Annotated in this window: 14 protein-coding genes; 5 read left to right on the top strand and 9 right to left on the bottom strand. The window is 55.6% G+C overall.

Annotated features, from left to right (window positions below; genetic code table 11):
- Positions 1 to 696: hypothetical protein (locus C4542_08600; protein ID RJO60675.1), on the bottom strand; the 696-nt coding region annotated here is incomplete at its 3' end.
- 316 nt (positions 697 to 1,012) lie between these two features.
- Between C4542_08600 and C4542_08595 the strand changes: the two genes are divergently transcribed.
- The 3 genes from C4542_08595 (at position 1,013) to C4542_08585 (ending at position 5,693) form a co-directional block, all read left to right on the top strand.
- Entirely contained in the window at positions 1,013 to 2,149 is a 1,137-nt protein-coding gene (locus tag C4542_08595; protein ID RJO60674.1) for a S41 family peptidase, read from the top strand.
- A 103-nt stretch (positions 2,150 to 2,252) separates the two neighbouring features.
- Positions 2,253 to 3,299, top strand: a complete 1,047-nt coding sequence (locus tag C4542_08590; protein RJO60673.1) for a phenylalanine--tRNA ligase subunit alpha — start codon at positions 2,253 to 2,255, stop codon at positions 3,297 to 3,299.
- A complete protein-coding gene (locus tag C4542_08585; GenBank protein RJO60672.1) occupies positions 3,300 to 5,693 on the top strand; it encodes a phenylalanine--tRNA ligase subunit beta in 2,394 nt (797 codons plus the stop codon). It abuts the gene before it with no gap.
- Positions 5,694 to 6,595: 902 nt separating this feature from the next.
- On the opposite strand, the gene C4542_08580 is transcribed toward C4542_08585, so the two are convergent.
- Positions 6,596 to 8,293, bottom strand: a complete 1,698-nt coding sequence (locus C4542_08580; GenBank protein ID RJO60671.1) for a proline--tRNA ligase — start codon at positions 8,291 to 8,293, stop codon at positions 6,596 to 6,598.
- A gap of 541 nt (positions 8,294 to 8,834) precedes the next feature.
- Here C4542_08580 and C4542_08575 point away from each other — a divergent pair.
- Positions 8,835 to 9,134 (top strand): hypothetical protein, encoded by a 300-nt coding sequence (locus C4542_08575; GenBank protein ID RJO60670.1) that lies wholly within the window; start codon positions 8,835 to 8,837, stop codon positions 9,132 to 9,134.
- Positions 9,135 to 9,240: 106 nt separating this feature from the next.
- Entirely contained in the window at positions 9,241 to 9,642 is a 402-nt protein-coding gene (locus C4542_08570) for a hypothetical protein (protein ID RJO60669.1), read from the top strand.
- Positions 9,643 to 9,690: 48 nt separating this feature from the next.
- On the opposite strand, the gene C4542_08565 is transcribed toward C4542_08570, so the two are convergent.
- From C4542_08565 to C4542_08535, 7 genes are all read right to left on the bottom strand, one after another.
- Complete coding sequence (locus tag C4542_08565) at positions 9,691 to 9,987, bottom strand: hypothetical protein (GenBank protein ID RJO60668.1); 297 nt, start codon at positions 9,985 to 9,987, stop codon at positions 9,691 to 9,693.
- Between the two features lie 18 nt (positions 9,988 to 10,005).
- Positions 10,006 to 11,394, bottom strand: a complete 1,389-nt coding sequence (locus C4542_08560; GenBank protein ID RJO60667.1) for a hypothetical protein — start codon at positions 11,392 to 11,394, stop codon at positions 10,006 to 10,008.
- Positions 11,395 to 11,432: 38 nt separating this feature from the next.
- The gene (locus tag C4542_08555) at positions 11,433 to 11,648 is read right to left on the bottom strand and encodes a hypothetical protein (GenBank protein ID RJO60666.1); all 216 of its coding nucleotides are present in this window, start codon (positions 11,646 to 11,648) and stop codon (positions 11,433 to 11,435) included.
- An 11-nt stretch (positions 11,649 to 11,659) separates the two neighbouring features.
- Positions 11,660 to 12,586 (bottom strand): hypothetical protein, encoded by a 927-nt coding sequence (locus C4542_08550; GenBank protein RJO60665.1) that lies wholly within the window; start codon positions 12,584 to 12,586, stop codon positions 11,660 to 11,662.
- A gap of 2 nt (positions 12,587 to 12,588) precedes the next feature.
- Positions 12,589 to 13,635 (bottom strand): flavodoxin-dependent (E)-4-hydroxy-3-methylbut-2-enyl-diphosphate synthase, encoded by a 1,047-nt coding sequence (locus C4542_08545; GenBank protein RJO60664.1) that lies wholly within the window; start codon positions 13,633 to 13,635, stop codon positions 12,589 to 12,591.
- A 2-nt stretch (positions 13,636 to 13,637) separates the two neighbouring features.
- Positions 13,638 to 14,693, bottom strand: a complete 1,056-nt coding sequence (locus tag C4542_08540) for an RIP metalloprotease (GenBank protein RJO60663.1) — start codon at positions 14,691 to 14,693, stop codon at positions 13,638 to 13,640.
- A partial coding sequence (locus C4542_08535) for a 1-deoxy-D-xylulose-5-phosphate reductoisomerase (protein ID RJO60662.1) occupies positions 14,687 to 15,059 on the bottom strand: 373 nt, incomplete at its 5' end. The genes C4542_08540 and C4542_08535, both read right to left, overlap by 7 nt.

The raw sequence follows: 15,059 nt of genomic DNA, 5'->3' as shown, positions 1-15,059 counted from the left end.
ATCTCTGGTTAAATACTGTTTAACCGTTTCAACCCCGAGCCTGTTAATGAGGTCAGCGCCCCGCTCCCCCGTCTTTCCCCGGCTCCCAATCAGCTCAAAGTAGTTATGAACAAATTTGACGCACTCTTCCTCTGAAAGGCGCTCGATTATTTTGACGCCAACGAATGGATTGACGCCCAGGCGCCCGCCGACATAAGCATCGTAACCCTTGAATCCATTCACCGCCGTTCCGATGAAACCTACATCGGACAAGACGCGGGCGACCACGCAGTCCTGGCTGCACCCGGCGATGCCGATTTTTATCTTGTGCAATATCTGGCTGCCGAAAAATTTTTCCAGTTTTTCCCCCAGGGATATGCTGTTGACCACTGCTTTGGGGCAAATCTTATCTTCGTAGCATACATTTAGGTTTCTGACCCGCGGCCCGCAACGGTCCAATTCCATTTCAACTTCACCCAGTTCGTGTTTCACAGCATCGATGTCATTCAGCTCGATGTACGGAATGATAGGCGTTTGCCGGGTTGAAAAGAGCAGAAAACCCCTGGCATAACGGTCGGTAATATCGGCTAGCCGGCGTAACTGGTTTGAGTTCAGGTTGCAGCAGGCAGTCTTGACCCAGACGGAAAACAGGTTGTCTTTCAGCGCAATTACGCCGACTCGCCTGAGTGCTTCAATATCCACTGTTGAGCCTTGCATATCGTCCTCCTCATAACATAACCCCGGACAGACTGAACTGCCTGATGACCTAGTATTCTTGACTATTATGATAGACTTTGAGCACGCAATATTCCTTACTAATATTATTTATTTAGTGTACTATCAGAATTGGTTGATTATAGTGGAAGGCAAAATGGTTGTCAAGGGCGTTGTAAGTTTTCCACTTTGAGCAAACTGGATATGCGTCAGGCAATCAGGCATTTCTCACCGGCAGATTTTTGTCCTCTGTTGCTCATGCTGCTACACTATATTCAACATTCACGTTTGAAAACTATCTTTCCAAAGGAGAGTTCTTATGCCTTCACCAGCCAGAAGAATATGGCTCTTGCTCGTGGCCACCGTCTTAATCCTGTCGGTGCTGTACTTGGGTTACAACCTTGGACTATCAGCCTCCCCTTCCGACAAAAATCTGGCGACTATCGAGGAAGCCTGGAAGATTATCCACAGGGACTATGTTGACCTCTCCAAAATAGATTCCACCGCCCTCAGCCAGGCAGCTGTCCAGGCCATGATGGATACGCTCGACGACCCGCACTCGGGCTATTTTAACGCCCAGGTATACCAGCATGTGCAGAACAATCTGGCCGGCCAGTACGGAGGCATAGGCGCTTCAGTCAGCAAAACCGACGGGCAGATTACCATTGTTTCCGTCAATCCGGATTCCCCGGCGGAACGAGCCGGGCTCAAAGCCGGAGATGCCATTCTCGAAATCGACGGTGTCTCCACATCCGGTATGGGCGTAGCCGAAACGGTAGCGAAGGTGCAGGGCCCCGCAGGTACGCAGGTAACGCTGCTGGTGCAACACCAGGGCGAGACCGCCACGACGCTGCTTACCATCACGCGCGGCAATATCAAGCTTGTCAGCGTCCGCTTCAAGATGATGGGGGACATCGCTTATATCAACATCTCGGAGTTTACCAACAACACCAACGACGAACTGACGGACGTTTTTCAGGAGATGACTACCAGCGGGGCTAAAGGCATAGTGCTGGACCTGCGCGACAATCCCGGCGGGCCGGAGCAAGTAGTGGTGGATGTGGCCAGCCGCTTTATCACCAAGGGTACCATCCTCACCGTCAGGTACAACGACGGCTCCGAGGACGTGGTAAAGGCGACTTTGCAGGCGCCTACAACCGACTTGCCGGTGGTGGTGCTGGTAAACGCCAACAGCGCCAGCGCCAGCGAGGTGCTTAGCGGAGCTCTGCAGGACTATGGCCTTGCCGTTGTGGCCGGGGAAGTAACCTACGGCAAGGGGAGCGTCAACCAGTTTGAAGTGCTGCCTGATGGTTCTGCCATTTACATCACCATTGCCCGCTGGCTCACACCCAACGGCCATCTCATCGAGGGGAAGGGTATTACGCCGGATTTTCCCCTCGATTCCTCGATAGACCAGATACAGTGGGCCATAGACTATCTGCACGGAAAATCCTAAACGTCAGATTGGGAGCAAAATCAATTAGAGGGGTGTGGCGAGCATCCCCTGTTTTATTTGACCACCCAGCCTGCATAACCTATAATCCTTATTCAGATTTAGCATGGATATCAGACAGCAAATCGCAGATTTACGGGAGAAGGCGCTGAGAGAGTTGGCGACTGTCAATCTATCCTCAGAACTCGAAGGCTGGCGCGTGCGCTATCTGGGCAAGAAGAGCCAGCTCACCGAGATTTTACGCGGGTTGTCCGCCCGCTCTATCGAAGAGCGCAAAGAGGCTGGCGCGCTCAGCAACACCCTCAAGATAGAGCTTGAGTCCGCCTTCAAGATAAAAGAAGAATCGCTGCGCGAGAGCGAAATGACCTCGGCAGGCTCGAAAGACGCCATAGATATATCCCTACCGGGACGGCCGTTCCCGCGCGGTCGCCTGCACCCTGTCAGCCAGGCGCTCGGCGAGATATCAAGCATCTTCACCGCCATGGGTTTCCAGGTGCTGGAAGGCCCCGAGGTGGAGTGGGACTATTACAACTTCGACATGCTCAACATGCCTAAAGAGCATCCGGCCCGCGCCGCCACCGATACCTTCTGGATAGACGCGCCGCCTAATGATAAAGGCTGGCAGATGCTGCTGCGCACGCACACCTCGCCCATGCAGGTGCGCACTATGGAAAAGGTTAAGCCCCCCATACGCATCGTGGTACCGGGCATCGTGCACCGCTACGAAGCCACCGACGCCACCCACCTCTCCATGTTCTCTCAAATCGAGGGACTGGCGGTGGATGAGGGCATCGGTATGGCCGACCTCAAAGGCACGCTGCACGAGTTCGCCCGCCGCTTCTTCGGCCCGGATAGAAGGGTGCGCTTCCGCTGCGACTTCTTCCCCTACGTGGAACCCGGCGCCGAGATGGCCGTGGAGTGCGCCGTGTGCCGCGGCGAGGGATGCAAGCTCTGCGGGGGCAGCGGCTGGATAGAGGTGCTGGGTTCCGGCATGGTGCACCCGAGCGTGCTGGAAGGCGTGGGTATCGACTCCAAGAAGTACTCCGGCTTCGCTTTCGGCATGGGCATCGAGCGCATACCGTTGCTGCGCTACGGTATAGAGGACATACGGCTTTTCTACGGAAGCGACCTGCGCTTCCTGAGGCAGTTTTAGATGAAGTGCTCGCTCAAGTGGCTCCGGCAGTACGTTGACATAACCCTCTCACCGGAGGAGCTGGCGAAGCGCATGACGCTGGCCGGCACCGAGGTGTCTCGTATCGAGGTCATCGGAGGCTGGGAGAACGTTTACATCGGCCAGATTGCCGCTGTCAACCCGCACCCCAACGCCGACCGCCTCAGGCTGGCGACCGTCAGCCTGGGCGGGGAGCAGGTGACGGTCGTGTGTGGAGCGCCGAACCTGGTTATCGGTGACAAAATTGCCTTCGCAAAAACCGGTGCCAACCTCATTGACGGCCACAACGGCGAGAAGATTACGCTCAAACCCTCGAAGATACGCGGCGTGCTGTCCGAGGGCATGGTTTGCTCCGAGATGGAGCTGGGCCTCTCGAAGAGCCACGAGGGCATCCTCGTCCTGCCCCCTGACGCTCCGCTGGGCGGCAAACTCGCCGATTATATGGGCGATGTGGTATTCGACCTGGAGGTGACGCCCAACCGCCCCGACATGCTCTCTATCCTGGGCATCGCCCACGAGGTGGCGGCGCTTATCGGAGCCGCCGTGCGCGAGCCGAACCTGGATTATATGTTCGCCGGGCGCTCCATCGACGAGAGCGTCTCGGTGGAGATAGCCGACGCCGAGTTGTGCCCGCGCTACTGCGCGGCTCTGGTCACCGACGTCAAGATCGGTGAGTCGCCGAGCTGGCTCAAGGAGGCGCTCACCGCCTCCGGCGTGCGCTGCATCAACAACGTGGTGGATATCACCAACTTTGTCATGCTGGAGTACGGCCAGCCGTTGCACGCCTTCGATTACAACCGGATAGGCTGTTCGAAAATCATCATACGCCGAGCCGTTGAGGGCGAGGTACTTGCCACGCTCGACGGAATTGAGCGCAAGCTGACCGCCGATACGCTTGTCATCACCGATCCCAATCATGCCATTGCCGTTGCCGGCGTCATGGGCGGAGCTACCAGCGAGGTCACTCCCGCCACGACTTCAATCCTGCTGGAAGCGGCCAGTTTCAAGCCGGCCAGCGTACACAACACCGCTGTGCGCCTCAAGCTGCAAAGCGAAGCCAGCGCCCGCTTCGAGCGGGGCATCCGGGCGGAGCTTACTCTCCCCGCCGCCCGCCGCGCCGTGCAGCTCATGGTGGAGTTGTGCGGGGGTAAAGCGGCCGAGGGCATTATCGACCACTATCCCGGCCGCAAGGAACCCGCACCCGTTGCCCTCACCACCGCCGAGGTAAAGCGCATCCTGGGGCTGGAAGTCTCTCCGGCGCAGATAGAAAAGACGCTCGTGTCGCTCGGCTGTGCAGTCGCTCGACGCTCCGAGCACGAGTTTGCCGTGACCGCCCCCTACTGGCGCAGTGACCTGCGTCTGGATGCTGACTTCATCGAAGACATCGCCCGCATTATGGGCTACGAACATATCCCCGAAAGGTTGCTCTCGGGTACCATGCCGCGCCAGAACCCCAACCCCATGCTGGGCCTGCGCGCGAAGATACGCCAGCAGCTTTCCGGTTTCGGCTTCCAGGAGATAATCACCTACGCCTTGACCGACCGCCCGACGCTGGAAAAAGGGCTCAACACCCCCCTCGCTGTTGACCCACTGCGGGTGGCGCACCCCATGAGCAGCGAGCAGGAGTGCCTGCGCACCAGCCTGCGCGGCAACGTGCTGGCGGCGCTCTCGTCCAACATACGGCGCGAAGAAGGCGCAATACTCCTTTTTGAGACCGGGCATATCTATCTGCCGCGTCCCAATGACTTACCGACAGAACCTGAGATGCTCTGCGGCGTGCTCACGGCGACAAGCGCCGCTAAAGTATGGCAGGGGCGCAAGGAGCCGGTGGACTTCTTCGACGCCAAGGGGGCTGTAGAGGGCTTGATGGCCGCGCTTGGCGTGAGCGTCAGCTTTAACGAAAGTACGGATGCCGGCTTGCGCACAGGCAGGCAGGCGGCAATCATGGCCGGCAACACTCAGATCGGCGTGCTGGGCGAGTTACACCCGAAGGTGGCGCAGGCGTTCGAACTGCCCGTTGGAACGTACCTCTTCGAGATAAACTCAGATACGCTTATGCCCTACACTCTAGAGGCGGCGCATTACGAGCCGCTGCCGCGTTTCCCGGCCGTCATGCGCGACCTGGCGCTGGTGCTGGACGAGGCGGTCAGCCACAAGCAAGTAATGGATGTTATCAGCGGCTTCTCGCTGGTTAAGAAAGCCGTGCTGTTCGACGTGTATTCAGGCAAGCAGGTGGCGGCGGGCAAGAAGTCGCTGGCCTACAGCCTGACCTTCCAGTCACCCGACCATACCCTCACCGACGCCGAGGTGGACAAAGTCCTCGAAGCCATACTCAAGAAGCTGCAAACCGAGCTTGGGGCGGCGCTGAGGGCGTAACTCCCCTCGTCGTTGCGAGACTGCCACGCAGTCGAAGCAATCTCTATGAATCCATTTCTCCCTTGATGTGAGAGGAAACAACGATGGGCGAGGCATGCCTCGCCCCTACACGACCTCGACGGGAGAGGATCCTCATTATTTCCCCATTTGGAAAAGGGGGATTCAGGGGGATTCTTATTGTACACAAACTCTCAAATCCCTCTTAATCTCCCCTTAAGAAGGGGAGAGACGGGTTGAGAAAAAGATTTTCCACTGATTCGTTTTCGTTTTAAACCCCTATTTTCGGAAACGACTATGCTCAAAATTAGCTTTGGCTGTGAGTGGCCGTCGTACCGTTGGAACGACGATTCGTTTTTGTTTCCCGGTAAAATATTTTTTTGGGAAACAAACCCTTTTACTCAGGCATAATTTACGCATGGGGAATTGTTTTTTGTTTTCGCACGTCAGGCGTGAGGTTTTGCCTCTTTTTGCGCAATTCGGCTCTTTTTTGCCCGTATTCAATTGGTAATTGCGGGGAGGGTATTTTTCACATCCGCTGTAGGTATTACAGAATGTTAGCACAAAAAATTGGGGGTGGCGAGGGGGTTTTGTCGCGGGTTGGAACGTGTTGTCATTCCGGAGGCCATAAAGGATGGCCGAAGAATCTGAGGAAGGGTGTTTATACCCATCCCGCCAGATGCTTCGCCCGCTTCCAGCGGACTCCAGCATGACAAGTGGGGGTTACCCCTCCAGCAGTGCTTTGACCTTTGTGATGGCCTCCCCCAACCCCACCAGTTCCGCCTTTTTCTCTTTTTGTCATTCCGGAGGCCATAATGGATGGCCGAAGAATCTGGGGTGGGGACATCTCCCCTTCCCACCAGATGCTTCGTCCGCCTCAGGCGGACTCCAGCATGACAAGGGGGTTATCCCTCCAGTAGCGCCTTGACTCTGGCTATCGCCTCCCCCAGCCCCACCAGCTCCGCCTTCTTCTCGCTGCGCAGTTTTACTTCCACGCTGCCCTTTTCCAGGCTGCGCGGGCTGACGGTGATGCGCACGGGGATGCCCAGCAGGTCGGCATCGTTGAATTTCACGCCGGGCGACTCGGTCCTGTCGTCGTAAAGCACCTCGATGCCCATACCGCTCAGTTCGTTATACAAGCTGTCCGCCTGCTTGACCACCTCGGCGTTGTCCATATACAGCGGGCAGAGATAAATCTGGAAAGGCGCGACCGATTTCGGCCAGATGATGCCTTTATCGTCGTGGTTGAGCTCGATGACGGCCGCCATCAGCCGCCCGATGCCTATGCCATAGCAGCCCATGATGATGGGGTGTGAAGCGCCGCTCTCGTCCACGAAAGTGGCCCCCAGCTTGTCGCTGATGGATGTGCCCAGCTTGAAGACGTGGCCTACCTCCATACCGCGCACGCTGCGTAAAGCGCCCCCGCAGGCGGGGCAGGCATCTCCAGGCCGCGCCTTGGATATATCGGCCACGATTTCGCTCTTGAAGTCGCGCGGGTAGTTGACGTTCCTCAGGTGTCTGCCCTGCTTGTTGGCTCCCGCCACGAAGTTGGCGCCGGAGCTTACCGACTCGTCGGCCACCACGCGCAAGCCCAGGATGCCCACGGGCGAGGCCGAGCCGGGCACGATACCTTTGGCCCTGACCTCCGCATCCGTCGCCAGGCGCAGGTCGGCGGCGCGCAGCACCTTCTTGAGCTTGACCTCGTTGACCTCCAGGTCGCCGCGGATGATGGCGAAGACCAGCCCGCCGTCGGCGCTGTAGAAGACCGCCTTGAGCGTCTGCGCGGGCTTGACCTTAAGGAAGGCCGCCACGTCCTCGATGGTCTCCTTGCCGGGTGTGGCTACCTCTTCCATGTCGAGGGCGGGGTTGCACTCCGCCTTAGGCTTGACACTCACGGCCTTCTCCACGTTGGCACCCAGCCCGCAGGCGTCGCAGAGTATTATTTCGTCCTCGCCAATCTCGGTGACGGCCATGAACTCCTGTGAGTCCTTGCCGCCGATGGCTCCTGAGTCAGCCTCGATGAGTATGGCAGGCAGGCCGCAGCGTTTGAAGATGTTTTTATACGCCTGCACCATCTTCTTGTAGATGACGTCCAGACCCTCTTCCGACGCGTCGAAGCTGTAGGCGTCCTTCATGGTAAACTCGCGCACGCGGATGAGGCCGCCGCGAGGGCGGGGTTCGTCGCGCATCTTGGTCTGTATCTGATAGAGGGTGAAGGGCAGGTCGCGGTAGCTCTGCACGTTGCGGGATGCCATGTCGGTGACCACCTCTTCGTGGGTGGGGCCCAGCACCAGCTCGCGTTCCTTGCGGTCCGAAAGGTGAAAGAGCGTCTGCCCCATAGCCACGTCGCGCCCCGACTTCTGCCACAGCTCCACCGGCTGAAGCGAGGGCATCTGCACCTCCTGGGCGCCGGTCTGGTTCATCTCGTCGCGCACGATGTTCTCGATTTTGCGCAGAGTGCGCAGGGCGAGGGGCATATAGGAATACACGCCCGCCACGAGTTGGCTTATCATGCCGGCGCGGAGCAGCAGGCGGTGGCTTTCGGTATCGGCCTCCGAGGGGATTTCACGCAGTCTTTTGCCGAAGAGTTGAGAGATACGCATAGTTATTTAAATTCCTTCCTGGAGTGTTAAAGAATTAAAGCACATCGCAGGGATTTGTGCTAGTGGGTTGAGCTTTGATCTTCACTATCACCCTCACTTACATCTCTCCCCTCAAGGGAGAGAAAAAGGAATGAGATTGCCGAAGGGGTGAGGTTGAAAGTTGACACTTTACCCCTCGTCTTCAAGGAAACGGCCAATGCTGAACTTGAGGCCGAGCCGACGCTGGCGCAGACGGTAGGGGCAAGGTGATAAAATACGAAATTCTAAACCTAAACCTAAACCCTAAATCCTAAATGAGGCACTGTTTTTTGGGGCTGAATATTGCAGTCAAAGAATGGGAAACGATGTGCTGTTATGGCACGTTTGGGACTTGCCAAAATAAGTTTTTAGTACCTTGAATTCCAATTTCAGTAGCGTATAATGGACACAATCACAACTTGGCAGTTTCAAAAAGGGTGCGGAAGAATGATATATTGCGCAAAATGTGGGAAATCTCGGCTGAATAGAGAAATGCAACAATCTGTTTCGATGGAGAATTGGAATGAGTATTGTTAACAAGTTCCGGAATGCATCTGGCACGGGGATCGGTTGTTTAGGGCAAATTATTTGGTTTATAGGTGGTGCTATCTCTGTTGTTTGGACTTTATATGTATTGTTCTATATGTTTGGTATTTGGACTATTTTTGTTGGTTTGTTATTCGCTCCAATTACTTATGTAGCTTCAATATTGATTGTTTGGTTTACTACAGGAGTATTCCCTGTACTTTTATTAATTCCGTGGGGTTTATCGATTGTGGGATTAATCTTGATGGGTATAGGTGGTTCCGTTAAGGGGGAGTAACAAGGTGGTGGGCTGTATAGCACAGCGGCTTCCGCTAAGAGTTGCTTGCAGTTCGATTTGAGTCGTTACTCGCACTTTTATAAAAGGGTAGCGAGGAGATAGAAATATGAACTGGTTTGAGAAACACCTCAATTGGACATGGATATTTGGGTTGCTAGCTTTCTACCTTTTTCAAGTTGTAGTAGGGTTTGGTTATGGGTATGTCAATTCTTCTTCGGTGGCGAATATGACGCAAACCGAGTTGGACACTCTAGGCTATGGAATTTGGTTATTAGCTATTATTGCTGTTTATGTCCCTATCACAGCTTGGGTTCTCCGTAAGAAAGGAAGAAGTTTGGCGTGGATTCTGCTATCAGGATTCTTCTTTTTGCCTCTTTGGATTGGAAATAAGCGGCAGTCTATAGTTACTCAGGGAACTTCAGCACAAGGCAACTTTTGTTACAACTGTGGCACTAGGTTAAATGCCGGGATGACATTTTGCCCAAATTGCGGCAGGAAATTAGCTTAGCTGACACTCAAAAGTGTCTATAAATACTGTATCACTGTAGCGTTCACGTTAATTGGCATCGGTTGTAGAAGTAGGCGGTTCCTGGCGCTTGTTTTGCAGCATCGCCAGCATCAGGAAACCAGCCGGGGCCAGCAGGCCGAAAACCATCCATATCCAGTGACGGCCTTTGAGCCTGGCCCACAGGTAGCAGCCGTAGACTGACATGCACGTTGACACCACCAGCATGGAGTAAGCCAGTGCCAGTTGCTCCGGCAGTAGCGAAAGGTAGCCGATGGACGTCCCGACTAAAAGCAGTATCGTCCTGAGCCTGCTGATGCTGGATATGCTGAGTTCTTTTTCGTCCATAGGTTTGAGAGTCCCGCGTTACTTGTTTATGACGAAAGTCTTCAGGACCGCATTATCCGGACTTCTGAATGTAACATCGCACTGGTTGCCGCTGATGCTCACGTCAACGAAGCCATAGGCTCCGTTTAGATACCATAAACTTGCCGGCGAGATATAGGTGCGCGGGCTGTCCGGCAGGCCGCCGAAAGCCCCAGCTATGGCATAAGTCACGCCGTTATGCTCGAGCAGCTCCATCTGATGATCGTGGCCGGAAAGCACCAGGTTCACTTTATACTTTTCAAATAGCGGCGTCAGGGCGTCGATGGTCTCAGGATTGTCGTACCACTGCCAGCCATCATCGAAAGAACCGGAGGCATAATAAAAGCCGTGACTCACCACGATCTTCCAGTCGCCCGCCGGAATGTCCTTGAGTTGTGCGTCCAGCCACATGACTTGTGCCGCTGAGAAGCTCTCGGCGCTCCATTCGATGTCGAGCACCAGGAAATGCACCTTGCCGGCGTCTATCCTGTACCACAGCCGCGAGCCGGTCCGGAGGTCCATGCCGGCGGGATAGGCATAATTCTGGTAACGGCCGAACCCGGCAAAGAGCGATTCGTGGTTGCCCAGAGTGAACCTGGTGGGAATCACAGACGTAGTTGAGGAAAACGCCCGGAAAGCCTCGCCCCATTGACTGGCGCTGAAACCGTGCTCCACCAGGTCGCCGCCGTTGAAAAACAGATTATATCCATTCGCCGGGTCGGCTATTGCGGCCAGCATTTTCGCCGTCAGGTCGGTGCGGTTGTCGCCCGCGCCGAAATGGGTATCGCTGCTCATGGCGAAGCGCAGCGCTCCGTCGGTGGAGGGGGTGTTAAAGGTGTAAGCCGGTCCATTGTTGACGCTGTAAGTATAGGTACTCGCAGGTTGCAGGTCGCGCAGCATGAAAACGTGCTGTCTGGAAGCATTTTCCTCGCTGAGCGTGGACTGGCTGCCTGCCTTGCCCCAGGTGAGTGTGTTTTTGCTCTCCGCTGTGGTATTGAAAACTACCGCCAGGTTGGGGATGCCGTTTGCACCGGCGCCGTCCGCCATTAAAAGCTGGGGAGGCGTGTCGCCGATGCTGCCGGAAAAGGCGCCATTGGCATAGGCGAAGGCCAGAGGCGGGCCGATGATGCCCGGCACCGATAAAACGAGGAGCAACGCCGTAAGCAATCGCAGGCTGAGTGGTTTGAGCCTCATTTTGAGTCCGAGATAAAGCAGCGAAAAGAGCAGCAGGATGAGGCCGAAACCGCCGAAATAGAGGAATAAAGAGTGGAACTGGCCGTTGACGCGGAACAACCCGATGGTGCCGTGCAGGCGGAAGGCCCAGGCCAGGAAAAGGGCGATGAGCAGCGTGCCGGTAAGGGTCAAAATGGCGGGAAGGGATTTTTTCATATTGTTACGACCTCAAAGTAGATTTTGCGAGTCCGGGCCTATCTTTTGAGCACCACCAGTATCAGGGCAAGCAAGCCGACGACGGCTCCCAGCCCCACCAGCGCCAGTCCCGTGTATATCATCTGCGAGGCGGATTTGACACGGTTCTCAGGCTGTAGCAAATTACGCCCCTGGGTTATGAAGTTAAAGCCCAGCAGGGCGATGATAAACCCCTGCCCTAATATGATGACATAGTACAGCGATTGTGCAGACATATTAGTGCCCTTTACCTTGTCATTTTTTTTGTAAAGGTTACCAGGAATAGTGCCATCATGAATACGCCAAGAAATGCCTCGGCAACTCCCATTCCCTTAGCCCAGCCAGTCGGTTCTGGTGCCCAATTACCGTAACCCACTGCCGTAAATGACACAGCGCTGTAATAAAGCTTGTCTCCAAAAGAAGAAGTATCAAATGAGCCCCATAGATGAAAGGCTATTGCCAAACCAAGTATCAGCACTACTGCCGAAACTACGACCCTTTCGGGTTTCTCACCGTATCCACATAGTATTGATACGAGCTTTGAAAAGCATCTGTTTAAGGGGTTTGGCCACCATTTAGTTGCCTTTCTGTTAGCAGTCATTTCTCTGAAGAAAAATTTACCTGCTGTGTCATATATGCCGGCATTGGTATACCATTGTTTCAACTGCCGGTAGGTATTGGCGGCTCTGTCGAACCGTTCGCTTATCTCCTCGCCCAGAATAAAGTTACCCCAATTGGCTTGCTCTAATCTGGTTTCTGGTGAGAGTTTAGCTCTCCATAAATAAGCTCCCTCTAGGTGGGCGTCCACTAGATAAGTCCCTTCCAGGTGGGCCATATCTAAGTTGGCGTTCTCAAGGTGGGCTCCCCCCATAAAAGCCTCTTCAAGGTGGGCTATCTCTAAATTTGCCTTCTCAAGATGAGTGTTCTCTAAACATGCGTTCTCAAGACGTGCGTTTAATAGATAAGCCCTCTCTAGGTGGCTGTGGTTAAAATTAGCTTCCTTAAGGTGAGCACGCTGTAAGATGATACCTTGGAGTTCAATTGCATAGAGGCTGCAACTTTCTTCAAACCATTTTTCCGAAAGGTCAAGTCCATTGGCTGTACCGCTATTTTCCTCTATTAGCCTGAGCACATCTTCACGGGTATAGGGGTTTTGCTCTGTTCCATCTCCCATATTTAAAACCTTTCTATTTCGCGCATCAGTGTTTCCAGTATATCGGCCTCCTCAAGCGTGGCCACCTGCTCGCCCTTCTTGAACAGCACGGCCTTGCCCTTGCCGCAGGCCACGCCGATGTCGGCGTCTTTGGCCTCGCCGGGGCCGTTGACCACGCAGCCCATGACGGCCACGCGGATGGGCTTCTTAATCGTCTGGAGCGCCTGCTCCACTTTCCCCGCCAGGTCTATGACATCCACCTCGCAGCGCCCGCAGGTGGGGCAGCTTATCAGCACCGGGCCGTGCTGCCTGAGGTCCAGACTCTTGAGGATTTCGTAGCCTGTGATAACCTCCTCGCGAGGGTGGGTGGTGAGCGAAACGCGGATAGTATCGCCAAGCCCCAGATACAGCAGTGTGCCGATGCCGGCGGCGCTCCTGATGATGCCCGTCCTGGGCGTGCCCGCCTCGGTTATGCCGAGGTGCAACGGATAAGGAATTTTAGTCGCGATGTCTGTATAGGCCTCAATGGTGGTGGGCACGTCGAAAGCCTTCAGCGAGACCTTTATCAGGTCGAAGTCCAGGTCTTCGAGCAACTTGATGTGGTGCAGGGCAGCCTCGACCATGCGCTGCGGGATGGTGAGGTCAATCCTTTCCGTTTTCGGCAGAGAGCCCGCGTTGACGCCGATGCGGATGGGCACCTGCCTCGCTTTAGCTGCTTTGACGATGGCAACCACCCTGTCCGGCTCCGAAATGTTGCCGGGGTTGAGCCGCAGGCCGTCCACTCCTGCCTCCAGCGATGCGAGTGCTAGACGGTAGTCGAAATGGATGTCGGCAATGAGTGGAATGCCGATGCCTCGTTTGATGGCTGGCAGCGCTTCGGCAGCCTGCAAGTCCGGTACGGCCACGCGGATTATCTCGCAGCCGTATTCCTCCAGCTCTTTTATCTGGCGGATGGTGGCAGAAGCGTCGCGCGTGTCGGTCTTGGTCATGGACTGCACGCTGACGGGCGCGCCTCCACCCACGGTCACGCTGCCGATATGGATGGCCTTAGATACTCGTCGCGGATACATGACTAGGGGCTGCCTCCGCTCACGATACGCACAATATCCTGGTACGTCACGATCAGAGCTAATCCTATGAGCAATACGAAGCCGATGAAGTGCACCATGCCCTCGGTCTTGGGCGAGACGCGCTTGCCGCGCCTGACCCACTCCAGGAAGACGAAGGCCAGGCGCCCGCCGTCGAGGGCGGGGAGGGGTAAGAGGTTCATAATGGCCACGCTCAGGCTGAGGAAGCCGGTGAACTCCAGCAGCGGACTTATGCCGGCCTGCGCTGCCTCTCCGGTAAGCTGGGCGATACCCACCGGGCCGGTAAGCTGCATGGAGCTGGTACCCACGAACAGGCTTAGTATGGCGTTTTTAAACAGCACCATTGTCTGGAAAGTCTCGTTGACTCCCAGTGAAATGCTCCTGAAAAATGGCTCGCCCTTTTTCGAGACAACCGGGTTTTCGAGCAGCGTGGAAATGCCGACCGCTCCCTGCCCTTCCGGCGGTTTCCAGCGCGGCACCAGGGTGACGGTCTCAACTGTGCTCTGGGGCGTCTGCACCACCAGCGTTGTTTCTTTCCCCAGGTTCATCGTAATGTAGCGTGAGAGGTCGGCGTTGTTCTGGATTGCTTTGCCGTTGACCGATATTATGATATCGCCTGCCGTTATTCCCGCTGCTTCGGCGGGAGATGAGGTCGCGACCTCCTGCACAGTTACCTGCCCGCTAACCATATTGTGGGGCACCATGTAGGCCACGGAAAAGAGTATAAAAGGCAGCAACGCGTTGATGATAGCCCCGGCGCTCAGCACCAGCGCCCGCGTGGCGCGGCTCTTGGAGGCCAGACTGCGTGGGGATGAGGGGTCTTCTTCGCCAACCATCTTGGTAAAGCCTCCGAAGAACAGCCAGTTGACGGAATAGACAGTCTCGCCGCGCTTGATGCCGAAGATGCGCGGGGGATAGCCCAATCCGAACTCCTCGACCTTGACGCCGGAAAGCTTGGCGGTGATGAAATGCCCGAACTCGTGCGCCAGTATGATGCCCGTGAATACCAGAATAAAAGAGACGATGGTGGTGACTAGCAATGCAATCTCTCCTGTCTTACAGCTTCTTTGATAGCTTCACGCGCCCCGGCGTCGGCCTTTAGGATGTCTGCGATAGTCGGACGAGCGATGTTCGAGTGTTTTGCTAGTATGTCGTCAATGAGCATCGCGACGTCGTTAAATTTTATGCGTCCCTCCAGGAACATCTCCACAGCCACCTCGTCGGCGGCGCACAAAGCGGCGGGATACGTGCCGCCCTTTTTACCGGCTTCGATGGCCAGACGCAGGCAGGGGAATTTATCATAGTCCGGTTTTTCGAAATCGAAGCGGCTAATGCGGGTGAAATCGAGTTTGGGAAGCTCGTCGTTGCCCCACCTCTCCGGGTGGCTCAGCGCATACTGGATAGGC

Source organism: Dehalococcoidia bacterium (genome assembly GCA_003597995.1).
GTDB lineage: Bacteria > Chloroflexota > Dehalococcoidia > Dehalococcoidales > UBA1222 > SURF-27.
Note: the sequence above shows the minus strand (reverse complement) of the source record. Positions and strands in the feature narration are given on the sequence as shown.